We start from the raw sequence: 23,925 nt of genomic DNA on the forward strand, positions 1-23,925 counted from the left end.
TATCCATCCACGATGAATACCCTTGAAGGGGTTAGAACTCGGTGGTCAGCGAGAGTTTGATCTCGCGTGGTTCACCTTGCGTTAGGTAGCCACCGGCAGCTGATGCCCAGTAGTCTTCATTGGTTAGGTTGGTGATGTTTTTCAGCTCAGCATCGGTCCAAGCGGCGGATGAGTTAACGCGCAGGTTACGGGTGATGTTGCCATAGGCGCTGACTTCCAGGCCTCGGTTCACTTGATCGCCATAGATGCCGTACACGTTGTCTTTCAAGTAGCCAGACGGTTGTTGAATCTCAAAAACGGCCGCATTGGCTGCAAAGCGCTGACCTTCCCATTTGATGCCCAACTCATTTTGTTTGGCATGGAAGGGTTTAAACACTTGGCCGCTGTTGTCTGCACTGTTGGGTGCGGTGTCACCTTGTTGCAGTGACTCCACGTGGTTGGCATACACGGAGACATCCGGTGTTAAGCGATACAGCACGCCGTACAGTGGGGATGTGGCGCTTTCATCGTATTCTGTGTCGAGCACACCATCGTAAGAGTAGTCTTTCACATTGATGTTTTGGTAGCGCGTACCGAGTGTCAATAACAAGCGGTCATCCATAAAGCCGAGGGTGTCGGACAGCGAGAAACCGGTTTCGTCGGCAATGGCTTGATACTTTTTGCCCTCAAGCTGCGTCATCAAAAACACATCTCTGACATTGACCGGCAGTTTATCCAAGTAGCTGTCCAGCTCCATTAGGGTTTGGAGCAAGATGTAACGATGCTCTTCGCTTGGGTGCATGGGTTCGGGCAGGTGAGACAGCGTTTCAAGATACGCGCTTTCGAGTGCTTTGCGTCGATAAAAGGGACTGATCAGCCCTTTGGTCACCGAACCTTGTTCATTATCGGCAGGTTTGAACGGTGATCCATTGATCTTCTGCAATGCCTAATGTTGTGGCAGCCTCCAAAAAACGCTGGCATTGGGCGTGAGAGGGCGTTGGCGTTCTGGCCAGTAACCAAGCGTACTCAAACGAGGGGCCAATGATCAGCGCCATATCGTACTCATCACTCAGTTTGGCGACGTTGTAAGCGCCATAAAAGGGTCCAAAAAAGGAGACTTTCAAGCGAGCTACATCGGACGAATCGATAAAGTAGGCTTTGCCTTCGGCCTCGCTCCATTCGTTATCCTCTTTGGAAAACCCTTTGTTGATCACCTTAACGCCGCCATCCTCACGCAAGGAGTAGGTGGCGGTCACGTCGGTTAGGCTCTCCTCGAAGGAGTGATCGAGGCGGCGTATCTCGTACCAAGTGCCTAGGTAGCGATTCAACTCAAAAGGCGTGACGGGGATTACGCCTTTTGGGAGATCCGTTGAGCTGCAGCCTGTTAACCCGAGCAGTAACAGTGTTCCTAGTAGGATGGATTTGATCATCAGAGTTCCTTATGTGATTCCTAAAGTTGATCGGGATGGTTATGCAGCCATTTGGCGCGCTCTAAAATGGCGTCTTGCTCTGTATCCTCTTTGCGATACCAATGCTTGACCTGCATGGCCAAGCGAGGGTTCTGAGAAAGACGCTCTTGGTGCTTATGAATAAACGCCCAATACAAGGTGGTCATTGGGCAGGCGTCATCTGAGCTGGCTTTTTTGGGGTTGTAGCGGCACGATTTGCAGTAATTGGACATCTTGGATACGTAATTGCCGCTGGCAATGTAGGGTTTGGAGCCCACGATGCCACCATCTGCGTATTGGCTCATACCAATGGTGTTAGGGATCTCGACCCAAGCAACGGCATCGACGTACATGCCTAAATACCACTCATGGATGAGCGTGGGTTTCACTTCCCATAATAGGGAAAATAAGCCTGTCACCATCAAGCGCTGAATGTGATGGCCATAGCCCTCTTTAAGGACTTGAGCGCACGCGTGCGACATGCAGGTCATGTGAGTGTCTTTCCCCCAATAGGCCGGAGGAAGCTCGTTATGCGCATCGAGTGCATTCATCGATAGCCAATCATCTTTATGGCTCCAGTACAAACCACGCACGTATTCTCGCCAGCCTAAGATTTGCCGAATAAACCCTTCAACGGCATTGAGGGGCGTTTTCTCATGAAAGTAGGCTTGTTCGGCCGCTTGTATTACCTCCATCGGGTTTAATAGCTTTAAATTAATGGAGGAGGAGATCAGTGAGTGATTTAACCAAGGCTCATCGGTCCACATTGCATCTTGCACATCGCCAAATTCGGGCAAACGATTTTTAATAAAGTCGTCCAAGGCCAGTAGGGCCTCATCCCGCGTTACTGGCCACTCAAAGTGGGGCAGCTCGCCGACCAAATCGGGAAGGTATTGGTCGATCTCCTCGCGCACAGTTTGAGTGATCTTATCCGGGCGAAAGCGATGGGGTGGGTGCTTTATGTACGGGCCTTCTTTGCCGAAGCTTTTGCGGTTATCCGCATCATAATTCCATTGCCCACCGGCGGGTTCGCCGTTAATCATGAGGATGCCCGTGCGTTTTCGAAGGACTCGATACCAGTATTCCATACGGGGCTGCTTTCGGCCTTTAAGCCACTCTGTAAACTCGCCAGGGCGAGCGATAAAGTGCCGATCTTCAGGGCAATCAAAGTGAACTGATTCTGATTGTGCAAAGCGTTTTAGCTCGGATAACACTTCAGCGTCCCCAGGTAACACGGTGACAAGTCGATCAAAACCCTCTTCGCGTTTGGCCTTGGAGAGAGCATCGCTAAAATCGGCGAGTTCATGAGAGATTGAGTAGTAGATCAGCGAATAGCCTTTGTCTTTAACCTCTTGGGCGAAATGACGCATGGCCGAAAGAAACAGCGTGGTTCGTTGCTTAGAGGAGCGCGGCTTTAACGAGGCATTCAGTACCTCGCACATCAAAACGATGTCGTTTTCGGCGTCGATGGACTCCCATACCAGGCTGTCCCAATTAAGCTGATCGCCAAGAATCAGATAGCAACTACGGTTCAAGGGGCACCTCGCAAGCGGCATTTGATAGAACCTGACTGACCGGTACGATGGTCAGCCCCCAATCCTTCATCTGCTCTGGCTGATTCAAAAAGCGATTTAAGATGTAGTAGGTATCAAGATCAAACGCGGTGGTTTCATCGCTGATTCGCTCAAGTGCCGATGCTAGCGCGGCTTCATCATCAATCTGACCGTAGTACACCCACTGATCGATCAAATGCCAGTGGTGTGTTGGGTCTCCCTCGTCGGCGAATCGATCTGGCTCACGAATCAGCACAGGTTCCGAGTAGGGCCAAATCAGGGAGCGAATCGACTCGAGCGCTTCATCCACCCGCTCGTTGTACAGGGCGATGGGTTCATCCTGAATGCAGGCACCTAGACAGCGCTTTAGCTGGTGGGCAAAACAGCGCCCGTTTGATCGCTTATCCAACCCTGTCAGTCGTTGGCAAAGGTGGTGTCGTGTGGCGCGGGCCTCTAGAGCGGTCGTGGCTTGTTTTTGGCTGCGAAACAAACCAAAACGCTGCCCAATACCCGCATGGTTGTTCATGTCCGCTTGTACGATCGTAAGTTTTGCATAGCCGTGCTCGTCATGGCTTTTTTCAAGCTGGTACAGCTTTTTGTGACGCGTTTGGCGACGATTAAACGCTGGCTGATCCCGTTTGATTTCATGGTTTTCAAGTAACTGGGCACTGAAGTCGCTTGGGGTCGTTTGGTAATCCAAATGATGAATGGCTTGGCTGATTTTAAGGTCCGTTGCATTCTCGTGGTCACTGCTGAAATGGCTCAAAATGCGGTTTTTCAGTGCAACGGATTTACCCACGTAAAGGAGCCGACCATTATCGGCGTAAAAACGATAGACACCCGGACGATTCGGTATCTCCTTGATTAAAGACTTGGGTAAATGGCTGGGTAAGCTTGCGTGTTTCAGAAGGCTTTGGCAGGTGGCTGCGATTTCGTCGGCGTCCAAATTGCGGCTTAGGTGATCAAAGAAGTGCAAGATGGCATCGGTGTCGGCCATGGCTCTGTGCCGGTCTGGCATGGGTAGGTTGAATCGCTCGATCAGTGCATCTAAGCCGTGACGTTTAAACTGTGGGTACAAAGCGCGGGAGAGCTTAACCGAGCACAAGGGTTTTGTGGTGTAGTCGATATTACAACGCTTAAACTCATTTTTAAGAAAGCCGTAATCAAAGCGGGCGTTGTGTGCCACTAAGGTGGCCCCTTGCAGCCGATCAAACAGATCATCGGCAATGGCTTCAAACGATGGCTTGTCGATGACATCGCTGGTGGAAATCCCTGTTAATCGGGTAATCCAAGGCGGCACCGTCATGTCAGGGTTGATCTGCTGCTCCCATCGATCAATAACTTCGCCCTTTTCAATGCGGATGAGGGCGATCTCGATAATGCGGTCTTGAGTCGATTTTCCTCCGGTGGTTTCAAGATCAACAAGAACCATTGATGGAGGAAAGCCTTCAGATAAGATCAATTTAGTGCTCCTTTCTAGCGTTCCAATGGTACGAATTTTGTTGATGTTTAGATCTGTTTTAGGCGCTAAAGCGTATTAGAATCAGCGAATCAAAGATGGGTTCTACGCACTTTTAAAGCGTGGTAAATCGACCCAACCTGATGAATCACCCATTGTTAGGAGGGCACCTCGTTGAAACGGTTCATATCTCTTGCTCACGCCGAACACTCGCAAAAGGTCGTTTTAGGCCCCATGCGGGTGATTTCTAACGTTTTGCCCGCCTTATTGCTGGGTTTTGTGGGGTTAATGACAACGGTGTTTTTTCCGTCGCCGGCTTTAGCGGATGGTCACGCTGCGTCTGATACGCACGGATTCAAATCAGCCCAATGCAGCTCGTTACTGAACTTTGAGTTTAAACGCTTAGGCGAAAGCACTCGCGAGCAATTGTGTGATGTTTATCAAGGTAAGCTTATTTTAGTGGTGAACACGGCCAGTAAATGCGCGTTTACGCCACAGTATGAAGGGCTTGAGGCACTCTACGAACGCTACCAAAATCAGGGGCTTGTAGTATTGGGTTTCCCCTCTAACGACTTTTTTGGTCAGGAGCTAGGTACCGAGAAAGAGATTCAAGAGTTTTGTGAGCTGACGTATGGGGTCAACTTCCCCATGTTCGAGAAAGTTCATGCGGCTAAATCAAAGGCGCATCCATTTTACCAGCAGCTAGCACAGGTTTCGGGTGAGTATCCGGGCTGGAACTTCCATAAATATTTAATTGGTCCGGATGGCGAATTTATTCAAAGCTTCTCTAGCCGAGTTAAACCTCAAAGCGAAGCCTTAGTGAACGTCATTGAAGCCAATTTGCCCACTCAATAAAAACGTTAAAGCAATAGGAAAGCACAGTAGTTAGGTTATGAAAGGAAAAAACGTCCCCAAACATCGCCTGTCCAGAATGGCCCACATGGGCGGTTTGGCTGGCCGAATCGCTGGCAACATCTTGTTAGATGGGGGGCGTCAATGGCTGGCTGGCCAAAAACCGCAGATCAGTGATTTGATCCTGACCCGCAAAAACATCGAGCAAGTGGCAGAGCGCCTGTCTACCTTGCGCGGGGCGGCGATGAAACTTGGGCAGCTGATCTCGATGGATACGGGCAGTGTTTTACCGGAAGAGCTGTCTTTGATCTTAAATAAGCTCCGTTCCGAAGCGCAAACCATGCCGACCACCCAACTGATTAAAGTACTTGAACGAAGCTGGGGCGAGGAGTGGATGGATCGGTTCTCGACTTTTTCCTATAAACCCGTCGCCGCCGCCTCGATTGGTCAAGTGCATCGAGCTGTTGCGAAAGATGGCCGCGAGATGGCTTTAAAGGTGCAATATCCGGGTGTGCGGAAAAGCATTGACAGCGATCTGGCCAACGTCGCGACCTTGTTGCGGATGACGGGCTTGGTGCCTAAAGATTTGGATCTTAATCCGCTTTTGGATGAAGCCAAGTTACAGCTTCAAAAGGAAGCCGATTACCTAAAAGAAGGGGAGGCACTGGAGTGGTTTAACTGGAAACTGTCTGAGTTTGAGCGTGCCAGCGAGGTGAGAGTTCCGGATTACTATCTAGATCATTCAAATCAAGATGTGCTTGCCATGTCGTTCGAGGAGGGCGAACCCCTTGAGCATTTGGTTAATCATCCCGATTGTAATCGAGTGGTGTCCTTGATGTTTGAGCTGTTCTTCTTCGAACTGATGAAGATACACGCAGTACAGACCGACCCCAATTTAGCTAACTACCACTATCAGCCCCACACCGGTCAGTTGATTTTGCTCGATTTCGGTGCGCTTCGTGAATACACCTCTGAGTTTGCCAAGCAGTATTTCAGTGCCATCAAAGCAGCCGTTGATCAGGATGAAACTATGCTTGAACAGGCATTAAAAACGTTGGGCTTCTTCCATAAAGGGTTGGATGTGGCTAACCGAGCGGTGATTTTATCCCTTTTTCAGCTCGCCGTAGAGCCGCTTCGAGTCGAAGGCAACTATGATTTTGGCGCATCGGATCTGGCCGAGCGTATCCGCGAAAAAGGTATGCAGATCTCCCGTCAGCCTGAAGCATGGCATACCCCGCCTGTGGATGTGCTGTTTCTGCACCGTAAGCTCGCTGGCCTTTACTTGATGGCACGTAAGTTAAAAGCCCAGGTTGATGTGCGATCCATCTACCTATCCTATCTTGAACGTTAAAACGCTTGGAGGTGTTCGATGTTCAAATCCGTTGCGGTCTTTGGTGCATCTGGCGGTATTGGCAAGGCGCTTGTCCAACAACTGTGCAATGCTCCTGATACCGATATCGTTTATGCGATCGCGAGAAACACCGATAAGGTGCCAGCACACCCCAAAATTGAGTTGATCGAGTGTGATATCACCGATGCGCTATCGGTCGCGGCGGCAACCGACCTGATACCAGTTAACACGCTCGACCTTGTCTTTGTGGCAACGGGGGTCTTATCAAGCGAAGCGGGTACTCCGGAAAAGCGCTTAGCGTCACTGAATACGGAGTATGCATTAGAGCAGTTTTCGGTGAATACGCTGGGCCCCATGTTGGTTGCACAGCACGTACTGCCCAAATTTGATCACAAAAAACGCACGTACTTTGCAGCGCTCTCAGCACGTGTGGGCAGTATCTCGGATAATCGTTTAGGCGGGTGGTACAGCTATCGTGCTGCCAAGTCTGCACTCAATATGATGATCAAAACCGCGGCCATCGAGTTTCAGCGTACCCATCCAGAATTAGTGATTGCCGCTTTGCATCCGGGCACCGTTGATACCAATCTCTCAAAACCTTTCCAAGGGCGTGTACCAGAATCACGCTTGTTCAGTGCAGATCAAAGCGCTGCTTACTTATTGGATGTTCTCCAAGGCTTAACGCCAGCCCAATCCGGCAAGATCTTTGCGTGGGATTCTTCTTTAATAAATCCTTAATTTGTCTAAATAGTTTAACAGAACGGCCGTTTAATTAAGTCGAGGTTTATCCCCCATTCAGTTGGGAAAACCTCGATGTGGGCTGTAGATGTCTTGGACGTTTTGTTTCATCCACAAGGAAGGGCTTCTTTAGTCGTAGTTATAAAAGGCTATTGTTGGCGACAAGTGAATGCTCCATAGTCATTTTTAAACGATTGTTTGAAATTGATTGGAAGCCACAGTAGGATGTCGCTCAGTGCGATCAATGCATCCAGTATGTACTGGTGTTGCAGTTACAGGGCTAACAGTCTTTTGTATAACTCTTCTTATGGATGATTGCGTGAACAGTTGTAGTATGCACATTCGTTTTGTCGCTAAACGATATGGAGCGTCTCAGTTGAGCAGTAAGGGGCGTTCGTTATGAAAAAAATCCCTTTCTTTAAATACTCCTCTTGCGGAAACAACTTTGTTGTTGTGGATTTAACCCAAGAGGGATGGCTGAGCGAATCCGCTTTGCCCGTGTTTGCTTACCAAGCCACCAACATGAGTTTCGGAGTAGGCAGCGATAATCTGCTTATTCTGCAAAAGGCCACTAAAACCACCCTTAAAGAGATACAGCGTGTGCACCGGTATTGGGGGGCGCTTCCTGATGTGCCTGAAGATACGTTTATTTTTCGCATGTTTGAGCCCGATGGTGAAGAAGCGCTGTGTTGCGGTAATGGCTTGATGTGCATCGCACGTCACTTACATCTGTTTCATGGTATTGACGATGCCGCCATCATGACCGAGATGCCGCTGCCGACCCCGAAGATGATTCGTATCGGCACGCGTGATGATCTAGAGGGGAGTTGGGCGGATATGGGCGCACCGCGCTCAATGCCACAAGCATTAATGAAGCCCATTACCCAGACTCAGTTAGAAGAGGGGCTTACCCCCATCACATTAACCATCGAGTTGGATGGTCTTCCGAATCAGAAAAGCCATTTGGATTTAAACGGTCACGTTTCGTTTACCGGCGAACCCCATTTTGTGGTCTTTCCGGAACAGGATGAGTCCTTATCTTTTTTAACAGGCTCTCTTTATAACCCTGCATCCGTGCCCGGCGGGTATCGCTGTGGCGATGACCCAGGTTCTTGGTGGGTCGAACGCATTGGCCATGCCGTAAATCAGCAGCATGGGGGTCGTTTTCCGAAAGGGATCAGCGTTAATTTTGCCAAAATTTTGGATGCGAAAACCGTCGAAAATCGCTGCTATGAGCGTGGGGTTTTCAAGGAAACCTTAGCATGCGGTACAGGCTCCATGGCGGTTGCGTACACGATGCAACAACGATTTCACCCTGAGCAAACGGCGATCACGGTATACCCTCATCGTTGTCGCTGGCACGATAAGGACGCGGTTATTCAAGTTTCTCAGCAGGAGGCTACTTGGCAGATCGAATCCAAACCGATGTTGTTGTTTGAAGGTACTTACCACATGAAAAAGGCCTTAATCATCAGTGCCGAAGAGGCCGTCAATGCAAGGAATGCAGAACACTCGAATATGATCTCTAAAAGCGCTTAGGGGGCTTTATGAACAGCAGCTCATTAACCATGCTGATCGTCGCCGCGCTTTTGTGTGTCGAATGTTGGGTGTTTTACCGCTACTGGGGGCAGCGCAAAGCTGCGCTTTCCTCAGGCGGTGCTGACCCTGTTTATCCTTTGATGCGTCCGGCGATTTTTCTCTTTTTGGTCAGCATTGATTTATGTATGGCCATCATTCCCTTGCACATGCAGCGCTTATCGGGCGACGTCGATGGTGCCTTATTCGCATGGTTGATTGGCTTACCGATTTCGGCCGAGTTTCTCTGTGTGGGCATCGCCTTATTGGTCGGTGGTGTGTGGGCGGACCGCTCGGGGTGGCGCATACCCTTTACGGCAGGCTTGATCATCGCTTTCGCAGGTATGGTACTGAGCTTTATGGCCAAAGACCCGGTCACCTTTATCGCCTCACGTGCCATTGTCGGCATCGGTTACGGATTAATAGCCTTGTCCTCACAAACCTTTGTGATCCAGCACGCGGGTGAAAAAAATCGAACACAAGGTTTATCTCATCTATTTGCCGGGCTCTATTCCGGCAGTATTTGCGGTGCAGCGCTTGGTGCGTTTATCGCCGATGTTTGGGGGTATGAGCGTGTTTTCGGGGTCAGCCTTCTGTCGGTTGCGGCCATTGGCGCTTACTTTGCGATCTTTTTAGCAGGGATGAACAGCGAAGCTGTGGCCAAAGCTCCCGATGTGAATCTCGCATCGAAAGGGGCATTAAAGCGCTTCCTCTTCGATCCTAAAGTGATCGCCGCCGTCTTTTTCAGCAGCATGCCGGCCTCGATTGCGGTTGTGGGCCTCCTAAATTACTTTTCGCCACTGTTCTTGAATGATCAAGGGGTCACAGAAACGGTCATTGGCCAAATCGTGATGTTATTTGGTGTCGTGCTGACCCTGCTTGGTCCTTGGGCGGGCAAGCTGACCGACCGTTTATTGGGCTATCGCAATGCCATGTTGATGGGTGGGGTACTCGGCGGCCTGTCTTTCTTGGTGTTTGCTCTTAGTCACTCAATCGTTGCGCTTATCATCAGCATCATCTTGTTGGGCTGCTCGAACAGCTTAGTGCTGGCCTCGCAAAGTGCGTATGTGCTCTCGCTTGAGTCCGCCAAAGCGCTGGGCACGGGTAAAGTACTTGGGATTTTCCGCTCTACCAGTCGTATTGGCCAAATGCTAGGGCCGATGATTTTTTCAGTTATCTATTTCACGGCCGATAGCTCATTTGCCCTAACGGCCTTTGGTGTCTGTTATCTGGCATGCATCCTTGCTTTGGCTGTGATGACTCGATCTAAAACTGTTTCCACTGACTCGCTCTCCAAGGAAGTATCATGACCAGTCAAAGTGTTTCTCCTGATATCCAACCAATCGATGTATATCCAAGCGATCTGGATGGATGGCTAGAGAGAGTCGGTCAAGCCTTGCCTGTGGTAAAGCGCACATTGGAGCAGTACGGAGACCTGACAGTAGAAGAGTACCTTGCCACGCAAAACCAGTTCAGCGAGGTGAGCTTTCAGCCACGTGAGGATGTGGCACAGGTGCTTTATGAGCACACCCAAGGTCTGCTGGGTGAAGAGGTGGCTCGTCGCACAGCCGATGAGTTTTTAGCCAATCCGGTTGTTTTGACGGCAAACCATCATGGGGTGGATTACTTTGCTCAGTCGGTTCAAGGGACTTTGTTGTTTAGCTGGCGAAACATTAACGGAAAGCCTGCAACCACGATACCTGTGTTGGCCTGTGCAAACGTGCCTTTGGATAATCTGACTTACCCAAGAGGGTTGATTTTGTATCCAAGGGTTAATGGCGTTGAAAAGCCGATTACGCCAATTCGGATTCCGTTATTCCCCGACAAAATCAAACGCGAAATAGTGTCTTGCGTGCGAGGCATCAATGCACAAGGTGTTGATAACGCGAAAAAACGCATCCGAAAACTGGAGTGCAGTGAAACGTATAAAACGTTTGTTATCGATTGGTTGGATCGTTTTTACAGTTTGAGCGAGCATTTAGAAAATACTTATACCGAACAGTCGGTTGTTATTAATCACCAGATTTGGCGCTTATTGAATTCGCACGTCAGCTCTAAGGCTGATCTCGTCTATGTCGAGTTGGAAAAGGCATCCACATCACTCATCTTAAGAGATATTGATAACCCTAAAAGCCTATTCAGTTTATTGGCTTTTAATCAATCTTGTCGTGAAAAGTTGATAGCGACATTGGATGAAAAGAAAAACTGTTGGTCTTTTGAGACGTTATTATCTCGTATTGAAAATGAAGAGGTCAGTAAATCGCCTTTCTCAGCATCGGGTACATTTTTATTCTGGGGGATTGACCAGAAAAATCGGCGTATACCTCTGGGTTTGGTGGATGAAGGTGGTTTGAAGCTTAAAGGGCGTGACGATTCTGGTGTCCTTTTCAGTTTACCCTTTACAGAAGATACATTAAGATTTAGCCTTGAAAATCAGACAATTATACCGTCTGTTTTTACCTGCTTATTAGTACTTCTTTTTGCAAGAGGGGTTACCGGACTCGGTGGCTACTACCAAGCAGATTACCTATTGACGATGGAAGAAGGTATTCTACAGTCAATATCAGCGGATGAACGGTTAAGGGACACGTTAGACCCTCTTAAAAACGTCAATACAGCGGGTTACCTTTCTGGGATCCAAATGGTATTTGACGTTGAAAGTGATCAGGTTGCGCCTTTGGGTGTGATCGAAATGGCCGAAAAAAAATCATTAAATGATTTAAGTATCAGTCAGCTGAAGACTTTAACGATCAAGGATGCGCATATCGCTTCCCTCGTGGATACGGTGTGCGATGCAATACCCGATGTGTTAAAGAAACCCGATGTGATGGATCACCTTAATCAATTAATCAGCGAATGGTTTAAGGATAAATCATTTTCATCAAGGATGGTGCGCTAGTATCCATTAACAGGTGAACTATGATTTCAGCAGTAAAAACAGCGGTAGTGTTCGGTTCTTTATTATTCACATCGACACTGCTGCTTGCTGCCCCTCCAAAACAAGCTTCTCCCGAAAAGGAGCCTCTGGTCATTGGCTACTATCAAGGTGGCGATTACATCTATTACAAAAAGATCCTGCTCGAGACAGTCAAATCTTTGATGGCGCTTGGGTATGTTGAAAAGAAAGAGATCCCCGAGTTTGAAGGGGAAGAGGCAAAGCCAATTTGGGACTGGCTGGTTGAGAACGCTCAATCAGATAAGATCCAATTCTCGAATAGCTTCTTTGTGACCGCTAATTGGAATGATCGCGAGCGCCAAGCTCTGCAAAGTGTTCTGATGGACCGACTCAACGCCAAAGAGGTTGATCTGGTCTTAGCAATGGGAACGTGGGCAGGTCAGGACCTTGCTACAGACAATCATTCAGTACCAACCTTAGTTCTATCTACCACTGAGCCAGTATTAGCCGGCATCGTCCCGAGTGCAGAAGATTCGGGGTTTAAACACGTTAACGCCACCGTTGATCCTGAACGATACCAAAAGCAGATCAAAATTTTTCACGATTACGTGCCTTTCAAAAAGCTGGGCGTGGCTTTTGAAAACACGGTAGAAGGGCGCAGCTATGCGGCATTACAGACCGTATACGAAAAAGCCAAAATTTTAGGTTTTGAGGTGGTGGAGTGCCACACCATCAGTGACACGCATGACCAATCACGTGCAGACAGTACTGTTTTAGAGTGCATAGAAAAACTCTCTAATGAGGCCGATGCCATTTATTTAACCGCGCAAGGTGGTGTGCACAACGGTACGCTTCCGGCGATAGTAAAAATCGCGAACGAGCATCATGTCCCTACGTTCTCGCAAACCGGTGGTGATGAAGTCAGACACGGAGTGATGTTAAGCCTCTCACAAGCTGGCTTTAAATACGTGGGCCGACATCACGCTGAAACCGTCGGTCGTGTTTGGGCAGGTGAGCTCCCAGGTGATATATCCCAGATTTTCCAAGAACCCGTTCGTATGGCTATTAACCTTGAGAGTGCTGAGGCAATTGGCTTTAATCCTCCGATCATGTTGCTTGGGTTAGCCGACGAAATTTACACATCAATTGAGCCCTGATTGCGGAGTACGGGATTCATGCGAGCTTTGTTTCTAACATTTGTATTACTGGTCACCAGCATTCTCAGCAGTGTTGTTAGTGCTGAACCTCTGTCTAAGCCTGCACGTTTGGTGATGTACCAAGGCGGGGATTATCTCGACTATTACAAAACCTTACGCTCAATGGCAAAAGGGCTTATGGAGCTTGGGGTTATAGAGTCGCAGCCGATACCTGAGTTTCCTAATTACAACACCCAAGCCTTGTGGTCGTGGCTGAGCACGCAAGCATCAAACGATCACATTACCTTTGTCAGAGAGGGTTTTTATTCAGCTGATTGGGACGATCAAAAACGTGATTTGCTTCGCGTAAGGCTTGAACGTGAACTCAATCAAGGCAAGCTTGCGGACATCGTACTTGCGATTGGGACATGGGCGGGTATGGACATATCCAACATCAAACACAATGTCCCCAGTTTAGTGATGTCGACCAGTAATGCTGTTTATTCAGGCATTGTAGACAGCGTTGCGGATTCAGGTGCCGATCACCTTTTTGCGGCAATGAGCCCAGACCGACACTTTAATCAACTGAGTATGTATCACGATTTAATTGGCTTTAAGCGGTTAGGTGTCGCTTACGAAAATTCATTGGCTGGGCGCTCTTATGCGGCTATCGCCGATATTGAGCGGTTGGCTAAAGAGCGTGGTTTTGAAATTGTCAGTTGTTACACCAAAAGTGACATCAGTGACTATGCGTTAGCCGAGCAATCTCTACTGGAGTGTTATGAGTATTTAAGCGATAAATCAGACGCGCTTTACATCACAGAGCAGGGCGGAATGCTGCCCGGAACACATCAAAAGATTGTCCAGCTTTCAATCGAGAAGCGCCTTCCGACGTTTTCACAATACGGTCAGGACGAAGTCCGTAAAGGCTATTTGTTAAGTGCATCAAGATCCTTTGGGCTGGTGAGGGAAGGTCGTTTTGTAGCTGATGCTATGAAACAGGTCATGAAGGGCACTAAGCCTCGGGACATCCCTCAAGTCTTTCATGAAACGCCCGACATTTACTTGAATATGAAAACAGCAGAAGTCATTGGTTTTCATATGAATGCCTATCTACTTGCGGCCGCTGATCAGCTCTACTGGCGCATAGAAACTCAGGAATAATCACCTTGTTTAATTCGATCAAAACGAAATTTCTAGCGTTGATCACATCCATCATGGTCGTGACATCAGCGGCGGTTATGTATTTCACGCAGAAGGACGTTTCTGATTCGATGATGTTGGCCGAGCAACATTCGGCCCGTAACGTTTTGGAGTTGACCGAATTAAACATCCGAAGCAGTTATAACCGATCCCTGAACGAGAAAGTCGCACTGATCCAAGACATGAAAAAGGACATGAACCGCACCTTGCGGTTGATCCAATCGGTCATGGACGGTTATTACCACAGTCAAAACCAAACCGATGCAGCGCGAGAGGAGGTCATTGCCTCTATTCTTGAATGGGCGCGCAGTGTGGATTTGGGCCAGAAACACCTTGTTGTCTTGGATGAAGAAGGGGGTGTGCTGTCCTCCAACAATCCTGCGATTGCAGGCAAATATTTGGGGAATATACGAGACCTTAAAGGGCAGTTGCTCTCCAATTTGTTGAGCCACGAAAATCTGTCGGACCAAGGCGATACCAGCTTGTTCAGCTTGGCCTTAGCGCCTGAAGATAAGCCCCAAAATTTTATGGCGTATTTCCTGCCGATTGAAGGCTGGAAGCTTCGTATGGGCGTGTTGCTGAATTTTGACCAAGTTGAAGCGAGCAGCCAGGCTAAAATGCAGTCTGTGCTCGATGATCTGAGTGACAGTTTGCAACAAATCAAAGTCGCTCAATCCGGGTTTACCTTCTTATTCGATAAAGATAAAAACATTCTGATTGAGCCGCCTGAGCAGCCCGTTATGCTCGATGTGAACACCACACAATTGGATTGGCAGCAATCCCCGTTGTTGGATCGCATCATCGAACAGCACGAGCAGGGGCAGGATCTTCTTGAGTATCAAGGGGCGTTCTCTGGCGGTCGTAAAGTGCAGGTGTTTTTCAGTTATTTTGATTCCTTCCAATGGTACTTAGCGGTAGTGGTGCCCAATGAGGAGATTAAAGCGCCGGGCAATAAGCTGATCCTGCAACAAACCCAAGTCATCTTGATCATTTTCTTGCTGGGCTTGTTAGCCGCTTTGATAGTGATCTCGCGCTTGGTTCGTCCATTAAGTGTGCTGACCCGTTATACCAATAATCTTGCGCTTGGGCGTTTTTCGGAAAGCTCCCCTGAGTCGTTACCAGCGACGATGCTTGCTTCAAAAAGCACGGATGAGGTCGGTCGTCTGGCTAAAGCCTTTACCGTGATGGAAGATGAAATTCGCAAACAAGTGCGTCAAGCCGATCACGACCGTGACCTTGCAGAGCAAGCGAACCGTGCGAAAAGCGAATTCCTAGCCACCATGAGCCATGAGATTCGCACTCCGATGAACGGTGTTCTGGGCATGACGGATCTGGTCTTGGAAACCGAGCTTACGCCAGATCAACGCCGCTTTATGCGCATGATTCGAAGCTCAAGCGAAAGCTTATTGCAGATCATCAATGATATTTTGGACTTCTCAAAAATTGAGGCGGGGTGTCTTAATCTTGAGAATGTGCCGTTCAGAGTGGATGAGCTGATTCAACAGCAGGTTGACTTGTTTCATCCGCAAGCGGAGCACAAAGGCATTGGTTTGTTCCATTACTTGCCGGAGTCTCGTATGCCGATGGTTATGGCCGATGAGATGAGGGTGCGTCAGCTGTTGACCAACTTGATTGGCAATGCGATCAAGTTCACCCCTGAGGGTGAGGTGTCAATCTACATCGAGAAGCTTTCAGAAACGCCGGACGCCCTCAAAATCAAAGTCATAGTGTCGGATACCGGTGTGGGTATCTCTTCTGAAAAGCAGAGCCGTATCTTTGAGCCCTTTGTTCAAGCGGATAACTCGACCACCCGTACCTTCGGTGGTACAGGGCTTGGCCTTGCCATCTGTAAGCAACTGGTCGATATGATGGACGGTGAGATTGGATTCTCAAGCTACGAGGGGGAAGGCTCAACGTTTTGGTTTACAGTGACGTTTGATGTCACCACGGAACAACCTGTGAATACCAGCCATCATCATGCTTCAAACCTTGCACTGACGGATCAACCCGACTCCGTGATAAAACCGTGCCAAGGTCGGATTCTGCTGGTGGAAGATAACGAGGTAAACCAAGCTTATGCGCTGCAGATTCTTAAGGCGCTTGGGGATTCGGTTCAGGTGGATCTTGCTAAAGATGGTTTGCAAGCCTTAGAGCAGTTTAAGCGCTTACCGTACGACCTGATTTTGATGGATTGCCAAATGCCACGTATGGATGGTTACAAAGCCACGGCCGCGATCCGTCAAATGGAAAAAGCGATGGGCCGTGGTGCGGTACCGATTGTGGCGCTCACTGCAAATGCCTTCAATGAAGATCGCGAGCGCTGTCTTGAAGCGGGCATGGATGATTATCTGGCGAAGCCTTATCAGCGTGACACCCTATTGTCGATGATTTCGAAATACATGAGCACTGAAATCGACGTTACGCCACAAGATACCCCAGCACTGATCGAAGAAACCGAAATTCAAGGCAGCGAAGCCTTAGACAATGCGACCATCGAAAACTTGATCTCGATGGATCAAAGCGGAGTGTTTTTCAAACAAATTGCTCAGGCTTTCTTGACCAAAGCCGATGAAAACTTATTACAGATTCATGAAGCCATTCGTAACGAAGAAGCCGAAAGCTTGCGCTTAGCCGCGCATTCGTTGAAGTCGAGTTGCTATAACATCGGTGCTCAGACGCTGGCCGAGGAGGCCAAGCTGCTGGAGCTTAAAGCCCGTGCTGGGATTGCCGATGCGTCGTTGTATGACATTGTGCAGCGCTTAGAACAGCAAATGGAACGCTCTAAGAAAGCGTTGAACGACCTTATAGTTAAGCTCTCAGAGGAGTCATAGTGAGCGATCTGCACAGGAGTCATTCGGCAAAAGCGCGACGTCATAAATTGTTGGTTGTGGATGATGACATCACCGCACGTATGCTGGCCCAACACGCGCTCCCCTTAGAGGGCTTCGAAGTTTATGAAGCGCACGATGGCTTAGCGGCTCTGGCGCTATTTGCAGAGGTGCAGCCCGACATTGTCCTGATGGACATTGAGATGCCGAACCTTAACGGTTATGAAACCTGCAAACAGTTGCGTACAACGCCCTTTGGCAAACAAGTCCCGATTTTGATTTCGACAGGCAGTGACGATACGGCGTCGATTACCACCGCGTATGAAGCCGGTGCTACGGATTTTGTGACCAAGCCGTTTAACTGGCAAGTCCTAGGTCAGCGACTTAAAAATCTGATACGCGCAAGTACAACCCAAAGCGAGTTGATTGAGCTTAAAAAGAGTGAGCGCCGCTTGGTCAACTCGCAGCGTATTTCGGGTCTGGGCAACTGGGAGTGGGACGCCCGCACCGGCGAGGTTTATTGGTCGGACCAGCTGTACTTTTTGCTTGGCCAGCGTCGTGGCAAAGTGGAGCCGCATTTCAAAAACTTTTTAGAGTCGGTTCCGAGTTACGAGCGCTTCAAGATTCGCTTATGGTTTCATCGAGTATTAAAAAGCATTGATCAGCATGCGTCGGGTCACCTGTCGCACCATATCATACAAAACGAGCGTTTGTTGGTCGTTAAGCATCAGATTGAATCCACCCGAAGTGATCAGGGCGAATTAGAACTGCTCTCTGGTACGGTATTGGATGTAACCGAGCTCAGCGTCGCCCAGAATAAGATTTGGGAGCTTGCGAATTACGATGCGTTAACCGGTTTAGCCAATCGCAGTGTCTTTAGCCAAGAGCTAGAGCGCGCCATTGGTTATGCGCAAGCCCAACAGCACCAAGGCGCGGTTCTGTTTCTGGACTTGGATAACTTTAAGCGCATCAACGACACTTTTGGTCATGGCTTAGGTGACATGCTGCTTAAAGTAGTGGCGAAGCGTTTGATGAAAAGCGCACGGATGTCCGAGCGCTTTGAAGGCGGCACTAACTTTAAGCATTTGGTTGCCCGCTTCGGTGGAGATGAGTTTACGATATTGCTGCCGATTGTGAAAAACGCCGAAGAAGCAAAACGCATTGCCAAGCGCATCATCGATAACATCGGTCGTCGTGTCAGTTTGGCTGGCCACGAGTTGGTGATCACTCCAAGTATCGGTATCGCGATCTTCCCAGATGATGGCATCGAAGTCGGCCAGTTGCTGAAAAATGTGGATGCCGCCATGTATTACGTGAAGCATGGCGGTAAAAATAATTTTGAAGTCTTTGCCGAAGAGATGAATCAAGCGACAGCACGACGTTTGATGATCGAAAACCAGATGCGCCAATCGATTAACTACAGTTTCGATGGGTTTAGCTTGGTGTACCAGCCGCAAGTCTCGTTAAAAACGGGGCAAATTGTCGGCGTTGAGGCCTTATTACGTTGGCAAAGTGAAGAGCTAGGTGCGGTTTCGCCCGCGGAGTTTATCCCAGTGGCGGAGGAGAGTAACCTGATCAACCCCATTGGTGAGTGGGTACTGAATGAGGCGTGCCGCCAAACAAAAGCGTGGCACGACGAAGGCCTGCCGAACATTCGGGTGGCCGTTAACTTATCGGTGAAGCAGTTTGCCAAACAAAATCTTGAGCAGATGGTAAAAGAGGCGCTGGAGGAAACACAGCTACCTGTACGCTTCCTCGAGCTTGAGATTACCGAAAACATGCTGATGGATGATGTTGAAGGTTCCGTTGATATGCTGCATCGACTGAAAGAGTTGGGTGTATGCTTAGCCATTGACGATTTTGGCACCGGTTATTCAAGCCTGAGTTATCTGAAACGCTTCCCGATTGATCGATTAAAAATTGACCGATCCTTCATCACGCATGTGACGTCCAATCAAGGCGATGCGTCGGTGACTCAGGCGATTGTCGCCGTTGCCCACAATTTGGATCTCAGTGTGACGGCAGAAGGGGTAGAGTCGGCTGATCAGCTCTCGTTCCTGAATGGCCTTAAATGCGAGGAGGTGCAAGGGTATTATTTCAGTAAGCCCGTTGCACCGGATGATCTTAAGCGTCTCTTGCTGGTGAACCAGCGTCTTGGCGAGGTTTAAGCGTCGTACTTGCCAATTTGCCAGCCCATGTTGGTTCGTGTTGAGCCTGGGCTGGATTCTACCCCGATCATCTCATCGAACGTATTTTGATACATCAAATACACGGGCGTGCCGGCAAAGTAGTCAGCGTGCTCGTTAAGATGATCTTGAATCTCATTAAGTGCATTAAAACGCTGAACTCCCCTTTCAGGATGACGTATCCAGACCTTGATATCAGGTAACGATACACTGACCTGATACATCATCCGCTCCAATGAATGGATCTCGACAGCGCTTGGCAATTGGGCGGCGAATCGAGTTTTATATTCATCGAAAGAGCACAATTCAATGCTGGGTACGGTCATCGCATCATCCCTCTGAGGGTTCGTTATTGGGTGGTTAGCGTAAAAACTCCGCACGGTGGCGCTCGCTACTCTTAAACAGTCCGCCAAGTGCCATGGTTTCTGTTTGGGAGTTGGCGTCCATCACACCACGTGACTTAACGCAGTAGTGGGTGGCGTTCATTTGTACGGCCACATCTTCGGTTTCCAGCAAGGTTTGCAGTGCGATCAATACTTGCTGTGTAAGGCGCTCCTGAACTTGCGGGCGCTGCGCGAAGAATCGAACAATGCGATTGATCTTTGATAAACCGATGATGGTCTCTTTCGGTATGTAAGCGACTTTGGCAAACCCATCGATGGTGACAAAGTGATGCTCACAGGCACTCGTGAAGCCGATCTCTTTGACTTTAACCATCTCCTCAACCGCCATCTTGTTCTCGATGAGGGCAATTTTGGGAAAATGCTCGTAATTCAATCCCGAGAAAATCTCGTTAACGTACATCTTAGCAATGCGATGCGGTGTTTCTTGCAAGGAGTCATCGGTCAAGTCCAACCCCAGCATGCCCAGCACTTCGCCCATCAAGCTTTTGATGCGTTCATATTTTTGTTGATCCGATAACTGAACAGGGATCTGAGGAGTCTCAAGACCGAGTTCGATCAGTTGATCACGTACGCGTTGTGCTTCTTTAGATAAAGCCATTGTTTACTTCCATTGAGAAATCAGGTGAGAGGCCAGCGCGTGAGCACTTAACCAAGCACGCTCTGCCGCTGTTGTCTCTTTTGGGGTTTCTTCACAAGTCAGCCAATCGCCGACCACACCGATGCCATCCGTTTCTGACCATAAATAGGGTGTAGGATTCACACTAGGATGCGTTGCGTATAACCAGCGGTGACACCTAAAGTGTGCGACTTCGATGCTCTGGCCAAGCCATTGCTCAAAGGATTCGATCATGCGATTTGCAATCTGATCAGTCGGTACATCCACGTGCTCTTTTGCCCAGTCTTCGTGGGTTTCTAGCTGCCAAATTTGTGAAAAGCCGCCACTTTGATGCCCTGGCTTTGCGCTGTCAAGGATTGCACGGCGCAAACACGCTCCGTTGTCGAAATTCAACAATACCTGTGCGTTTGTATCGACCGGTTTAGATAGGCCTAACAGTGCCACAAAACGTGGGTTTGGCATCAACTCCTCCGCTTTATGCTCAAAGCGGGGGATGGCTTCAAGTAAGTTGGCGGCTTGTGGTGTAGGCGCGGTGATAATCACAGCGTCAAAGTGATCAATAGAGTGGCCTTCTTCATCCCGCAGTAATACGCCTTCTTTATCCGGCCACACGCTCGAAATTCTGACTTGAGCATGCAAATGGGCGTCGGCCAATAAGTGACGTGATAACGCCGACATACGCGGGTTGGCAACCCAAGGATTAAATACCTCTCCGATGCCTTCGGCATGGTGGGTAAGCCGAGCCTCCCAACGTTCGGTGTTAGGTTGTTGCTCTAACCAGTGGGTAAAGATAGGGGAGAGTGGCTCAAGGTAAGGACAACCTAGATCGGCAGCGCCGTCACTCAGTCGACTGCTGGACATTCGCCCACCACTGCCACGGCTTTTTTCAAAAACAGCGACATCACAACCGGCTTTTGACAGGGTGCTGGCTAAATAGCTTCCGGAAAGTCCTGCACCGATGATAGCGATCTTTTTCTGGGTCATTTTTCTATTCCTAACTAAAACCTAACAGGTAATGCATGCGTTTCTTTGCGGTGCGACCGGTTCATTGTTTCAGTATCGTCATAACAGGCTTCAAGCTGAGGTAACCACTGCTCTAGAAGGGCTTCCCGAATGTGAGCTTTTCGACAAATCTGGTAGCACTGGCTTAGCCCTTTGAAGCTCATAACTTGATTGTGTTTGTCTTTTAATAAAGCGGAGGAGGTCTTGCCATCATCAGCAAGGTAGTCGATCTTGATTACATACGGCCCACACGCACTTTGGATGAAAGAGGCCTGTTGAAACCGATGATGCTTAACCGTTGATTTAAGCATGGATACATTCATAGTGATCCCTCCTAGCTTTGCTTATTTACGCTTGGCTGTCACAAAAGGATCACAAATAAAAAACGCCTCAAAGAGAGGCGTTTTTAAAGAGAGTGGTGGTTTAATTTAGGAAAGATTCAAGCGCAGCAAGATAGCCAAAGGTGCCAAGGCCTGCGATGACGCCTTCGGCACGAAGGGACACATAGGAGTGGTGGCGGAAGCTCTCGCGCTTGTGTACGTTGGAGATGTGCACCTCGACCACTTTGCCATCAAAGGCGTTTAACGCATCCAAAATAGCCACAGAGGTGTGTGTAAACGCAGCTGGGTTAATGATAATGCCGCATGCGTTTTCACGTGCTTCGTGAATTTTATCAATAATGGCGCCTTCGTGATTGCTCTGGAAAAACTCGATGCTGTACTCGCTGCCTTCGGCACGCGTTTCGAGCTTCGCTTTTACATCGTCCAGCGTTTCATAACCGTAGATTTCCGGCTGGCGCTTACCGAGTAAATTCAGGTTAGGGCCATTTAAAACGTAGATGCACTTACTCATAAATCTTATCCCTTAAATCAATAGCCGAACAATCTTGGCAGGAAGGTAACGGTCTGAGGCACATAAGGTGATCACAGCCAGAACCAATAATTCTACTAAGAAAAGCGGCAGGATGCGCCGGGAAATTGCACCCATCCCCATATTCGCTATTGAGCTGGATACAAAGAGACAGATCCCCACGGGCGGGTCACAAAGCCGATCATCAGGTTGAAGATGACTACAATGACAAAGTGCACAGGATCAATGCCCAAGCTTCAAAGAAGCTGAATTTGATGTGCATTCCTTCTAGATAACACAGAATTATGCGGCACATGGTGCCGTAGATCATGGCGTATTTGGCGATCTCCTCACTCCCGATGAGAACGGGAACTACTTTTTCCGCACCATCAATGACCCAGAGGCTGTAGAGTCTTTAGTGGGTCGTTTGGATATGGCCGTCAGTAATCCGATGGACTGCTTAGGGAAGCTGCGAATAAGTCATTTCCGTAAGCATTCGGCCAAAATATCTTATTGAAAGTAAAGGATTTAATTATTCGTGGTTGTCGATTGGAGGATTTATTCGTAGCTTCCCTAAGTTAAGCTGGCGCTAAAAAGTCCATCGCCATTAAAACCCGCCCAGTGCGGGTTTTTTTATCCGTTTTATTCGGAATTTTTTGAACGTATCTTCAAGTTTTACTCAGGGTTGTCGCTAATTATTAGAAGAGAGGTCAGTATAAAAAGAGAGTAAGCATGGAAAAGCTGAAGGCTGTGCTTTTGGTCTCAGAAAATGCGAGCGAGCAGGTTAAACGCACTCTGCAGTGGTGGAAGCGTAACACTCAAGCGGATGAAGCGGGCGCGCATTCTGAAGTGGATTGTGTCTTTATCTTTGCCGAGAAACCTGCGTTATTTAAAAGCCTAAGCTTACAAGCACGTAACGAGTACACCGTTGCCGTTCGGGTATTGGTGCTGGATAGTAGCGGTCATGTAAATGTTGATCAGGTGGCGGCTCACATCGCGGTTACTGCATTTGATGATGATCATTTACGTTATATCGAGGCGAGCCTTGATCGCATCAATGCGTTGGATGTACCAAGCGACATGCGTCGTTGGCTTTGTCAGATGGAAACGGTGCCTGTCATCAAAGGCGTCTATCTGTCCCTGATCAAAGCGCTGAAATCCGATGAGCCTGATCTTGATATGATTATCGATTGTATTGGTAAAGATCAGTTTTTATTGATGAAGCTTCTTCAAAGCGCGAATTCGTGTCATTTTTCGAACGCTAAATCGGTTTATGATATTCGCCAAGCGGTGATGCGGATCGGTCTTGAGCGACTTTACTATTTGGTCGTCGTCGTCGGTGTTTTCTCAAGTACGTCTGACTTAGATGAATACAAACGAAGTGCCGCATTAAGCACGGCATTTGATGTGGCGTTTTGGTCGCAGCGTATCGCCATTGAAATGGGCGTTTCTCGCGCCGATTGCGACTCAGCTTACTTAGCAGGGCTTTTGCACAATCTCGGTCAAACCCTGGTGCATGAGAAGGAGCTGGCTTCTCTCAGTTTGGATACGGCTTTCCAGCTATCGACGTGTGAATCTCAAGCAGGGGCTTTCTGGCTGGCGCTCTGGGGGATGCCGTCGGTTGTGGTTGAAGCCGTCGCGCATCAATTTTCGAACAAGTTATCATTCGAGACAAATCCGGTAACGTCCGCTATAAGTGTAGGGCGAAGTGTCGAGTCCTTAAGGGTTTTGGGCATGCCGATGATGAGTTCGCTCGAGCAGTATCAGTGTGAACATGAAGAGGAAGAACAAAAGCTTCATAAGGCCCTAGAGGCTTTGGAGGCGACCGCATTCTAAAACCACCTACAGGT

21 protein-coding genes are annotated in these 23,925 nt (G+C 48.7%); 11 read left to right on the forward strand and 10 right to left on the reverse strand.

Annotated elements, in window-relative coordinates; genetic code table 11:
• Positions 1–31: 31 nt before the first annotated feature.
• The 4 genes from ACXAF9_RS13315 to ACXAF9_RS13330 are packed head-to-tail and all read right to left on the reverse strand — an operon-like array spanning position 32 to position 4,442.
• Positions 32–868: a TonB-dependent receptor domain-containing protein gene (locus ACXAF9_RS13315; protein WP_475075045.1), complete on the reverse strand. Its 837-nt coding sequence runs from the start codon at positions 866–868 to the stop codon at positions 32–34.
• Between the two features lie 13 nt (positions 869–881).
• Positions 882–1,409, reverse strand: a complete 528-nt coding sequence (locus ACXAF9_RS13320; RefSeq protein ID WP_475075048.1) for a lipocalin family protein — start codon at positions 1,407–1,409, stop codon at positions 882–884.
• Positions 1,410–1,429: 20 nt separating this feature from the next.
• A complete protein-coding gene (locus tag ACXAF9_RS13325; protein ID WP_475075051.1) occupies positions 1,430–2,962 on the reverse strand; it encodes a cryptochrome/photolyase family protein in 1,533 nt (510 codons plus the stop codon).
• Entirely contained in the window at positions 2,952–4,442 is a 1,491-nt protein-coding gene (locus tag ACXAF9_RS13330; RefSeq protein ID WP_475075055.1) for an exonuclease domain-containing protein, read from the reverse strand. Before ACXAF9_RS13330 ends, ACXAF9_RS13325 begins: the two co-directional genes overlap by 11 nt.
• A 171-nt stretch (positions 4,443–4,613) precedes the next feature.
• Between ACXAF9_RS13330 and ACXAF9_RS13335 the strand changes: the two genes are divergently transcribed.
• The 10 genes from ACXAF9_RS13335 to ACXAF9_RS13380 all read left to right on the forward strand — a co-directional run bounded on the left by ACXAF9_RS13335 (position 4,614) and on the right by ACXAF9_RS13380 (position 19,186).
• The gene (locus tag ACXAF9_RS13335) at positions 4,614–5,294 is read left to right on the forward strand and encodes a glutathione peroxidase (RefSeq protein WP_475075058.1); all 681 of its coding nucleotides are present in this window, start codon (positions 4,614–4,616) and stop codon (positions 5,292–5,294) included.
• 37 nt (positions 5,295–5,331) lie between these two features.
• Entirely contained in the window at positions 5,332–6,642 is a 1,311-nt protein-coding gene (locus ACXAF9_RS13340) for an ABC1 kinase family protein (RefSeq protein WP_475075060.1), read from the forward strand.
• An 18-nt stretch (positions 6,643–6,660) separates the two neighbouring features.
• The gene (locus tag ACXAF9_RS13345) at positions 6,661–7,380 is read left to right on the forward strand and encodes an SDR family NAD(P)-dependent oxidoreductase (RefSeq protein WP_475075062.1); all 720 of its coding nucleotides are present in this window, start codon (positions 6,661–6,663) and stop codon (positions 7,378–7,380) included.
• A gap of 399 nt (positions 7,381–7,779) precedes the next feature.
• Complete coding sequence (locus ACXAF9_RS13350) at positions 7,780–8,919, forward strand: diaminopimelate epimerase (protein WP_475075065.1); 1,140 nt, start codon at positions 7,780–7,782, stop codon at positions 8,917–8,919.
• Positions 8,920–8,927: 8 nt separating this feature from the next.
• Positions 8,928–10,265 carry an MFS transporter gene (locus tag ACXAF9_RS13355; RefSeq protein WP_475075067.1) on the forward strand — a complete coding sequence of 446 codons (1,338 nt, stop codon included), beginning with the start codon at positions 8,928–8,930 and terminating at the stop codon, positions 10,263–10,265.
• On the forward strand, positions 10,262–11,854 hold the full coding sequence (locus ACXAF9_RS13360) for a hypothetical protein (RefSeq protein WP_475075069.1): 1,593 nt from the start codon (positions 10,262–10,264) through the stop codon (positions 11,852–11,854). Before ACXAF9_RS13355 ends, ACXAF9_RS13360 begins: the two co-directional genes overlap by 4 nt.
• Before the next feature lie 20 nt (positions 11,855–11,874).
• On the forward strand, positions 11,875–13,008 hold the full coding sequence (locus ACXAF9_RS13365) for an ABC transporter substrate-binding protein (protein ID WP_475075071.1): 1,134 nt from the start codon (positions 11,875–11,877) through the stop codon (positions 13,006–13,008).
• 18 nt (positions 13,009–13,026) lie between these two features.
• Entirely contained in the window at positions 13,027–14,151 is a 1,125-nt protein-coding gene (locus ACXAF9_RS13370; RefSeq protein WP_475075075.1) for an ABC transporter substrate binding protein, read from the forward strand.
• Positions 14,152–14,156: 5 nt separating this feature from the next.
• The gene (locus ACXAF9_RS13375; RefSeq protein WP_475075078.1) at positions 14,157–17,021 is read left to right on the forward strand and encodes a hybrid sensor histidine kinase/response regulator; all 2,865 of its coding nucleotides are present in this window, start codon (positions 14,157–14,159) and stop codon (positions 17,019–17,021) included.
• On the forward strand, positions 17,021–19,186 hold the full coding sequence (locus ACXAF9_RS13380; protein ID WP_475075081.1) for a putative bifunctional diguanylate cyclase/phosphodiesterase: 2,166 nt from the start codon (positions 17,021–17,023) through the stop codon (positions 19,184–19,186). Before ACXAF9_RS13375 ends, ACXAF9_RS13380 begins: the two co-directional genes overlap by 1 nt.
• On the opposite strand, the gene ACXAF9_RS13385 is transcribed toward ACXAF9_RS13380, so the two are convergent.
• The 6 genes from ACXAF9_RS13385 to ACXAF9_RS13410 form a co-directional block, all read right to left on the reverse strand.
• The gene (locus ACXAF9_RS13385; RefSeq protein WP_475075083.1) at positions 19,183–19,530 is read right to left on the reverse strand and encodes a DUF6482 family protein; all 348 of its coding nucleotides are present in this window, start codon (positions 19,528–19,530) and stop codon (positions 19,183–19,185) included. The genes ACXAF9_RS13380 and ACXAF9_RS13385 overlap by 4 nt on opposite strands.
• A gap of 34 nt (positions 19,531–19,564) precedes the next feature.
• Entirely contained in the window at positions 19,565–20,206 is a 642-nt protein-coding gene (folE, locus tag ACXAF9_RS13390; protein ID WP_475075085.1) for a GTP cyclohydrolase I FolE, read from the reverse strand.
• A gap of 3 nt (positions 20,207–20,209) precedes the next feature.
• Complete coding sequence (locus tag ACXAF9_RS13395; protein ID WP_475075087.1) at positions 20,210–21,208, reverse strand: NAD(P)/FAD-dependent oxidoreductase; 999 nt, start codon at positions 21,206–21,208, stop codon at positions 20,210–20,212.
• A 14-nt stretch (positions 21,209–21,222) separates the two neighbouring features.
• Positions 21,223–21,549: a hypothetical protein gene (locus ACXAF9_RS13400; protein WP_475075089.1), complete on the reverse strand. Its 327-nt coding sequence runs from the start codon at positions 21,547–21,549 to the stop codon at positions 21,223–21,225.
• Between the two features lie 100 nt (positions 21,550–21,649).
• Positions 21,650–22,078, reverse strand: a complete 429-nt coding sequence (gene aroQ / locus ACXAF9_RS13405; RefSeq protein WP_475075092.1) for a type II 3-dehydroquinate dehydratase — start codon at positions 22,076–22,078, stop codon at positions 21,650–21,652.
• Positions 22,079–22,090: 12 nt separating this feature from the next.
• Positions 22,091–22,219: a hypothetical protein gene (locus tag ACXAF9_RS13410; RefSeq protein ID WP_475075094.1), complete on the reverse strand. Its 129-nt coding sequence runs from the start codon at positions 22,217–22,219 to the stop codon at positions 22,091–22,093.
• A 588-nt stretch (positions 22,220–22,807) separates the two neighbouring features.
• Here ACXAF9_RS13410 and ACXAF9_RS13415 point away from each other — a divergent pair.
• The gene (locus tag ACXAF9_RS13415; protein ID WP_475075096.1) at positions 22,808–23,911 is read left to right on the forward strand and encodes an HDOD domain-containing protein; all 1,104 of its coding nucleotides are present in this window, start codon (positions 22,808–22,810) and stop codon (positions 23,909–23,911) included.
• The last annotated feature ends 14 nt before the right edge of the window (positions 23,912–23,925 follow it).

The organism is Neptunomonas sp. ABH4_499 (assembly GCF_056160565.1).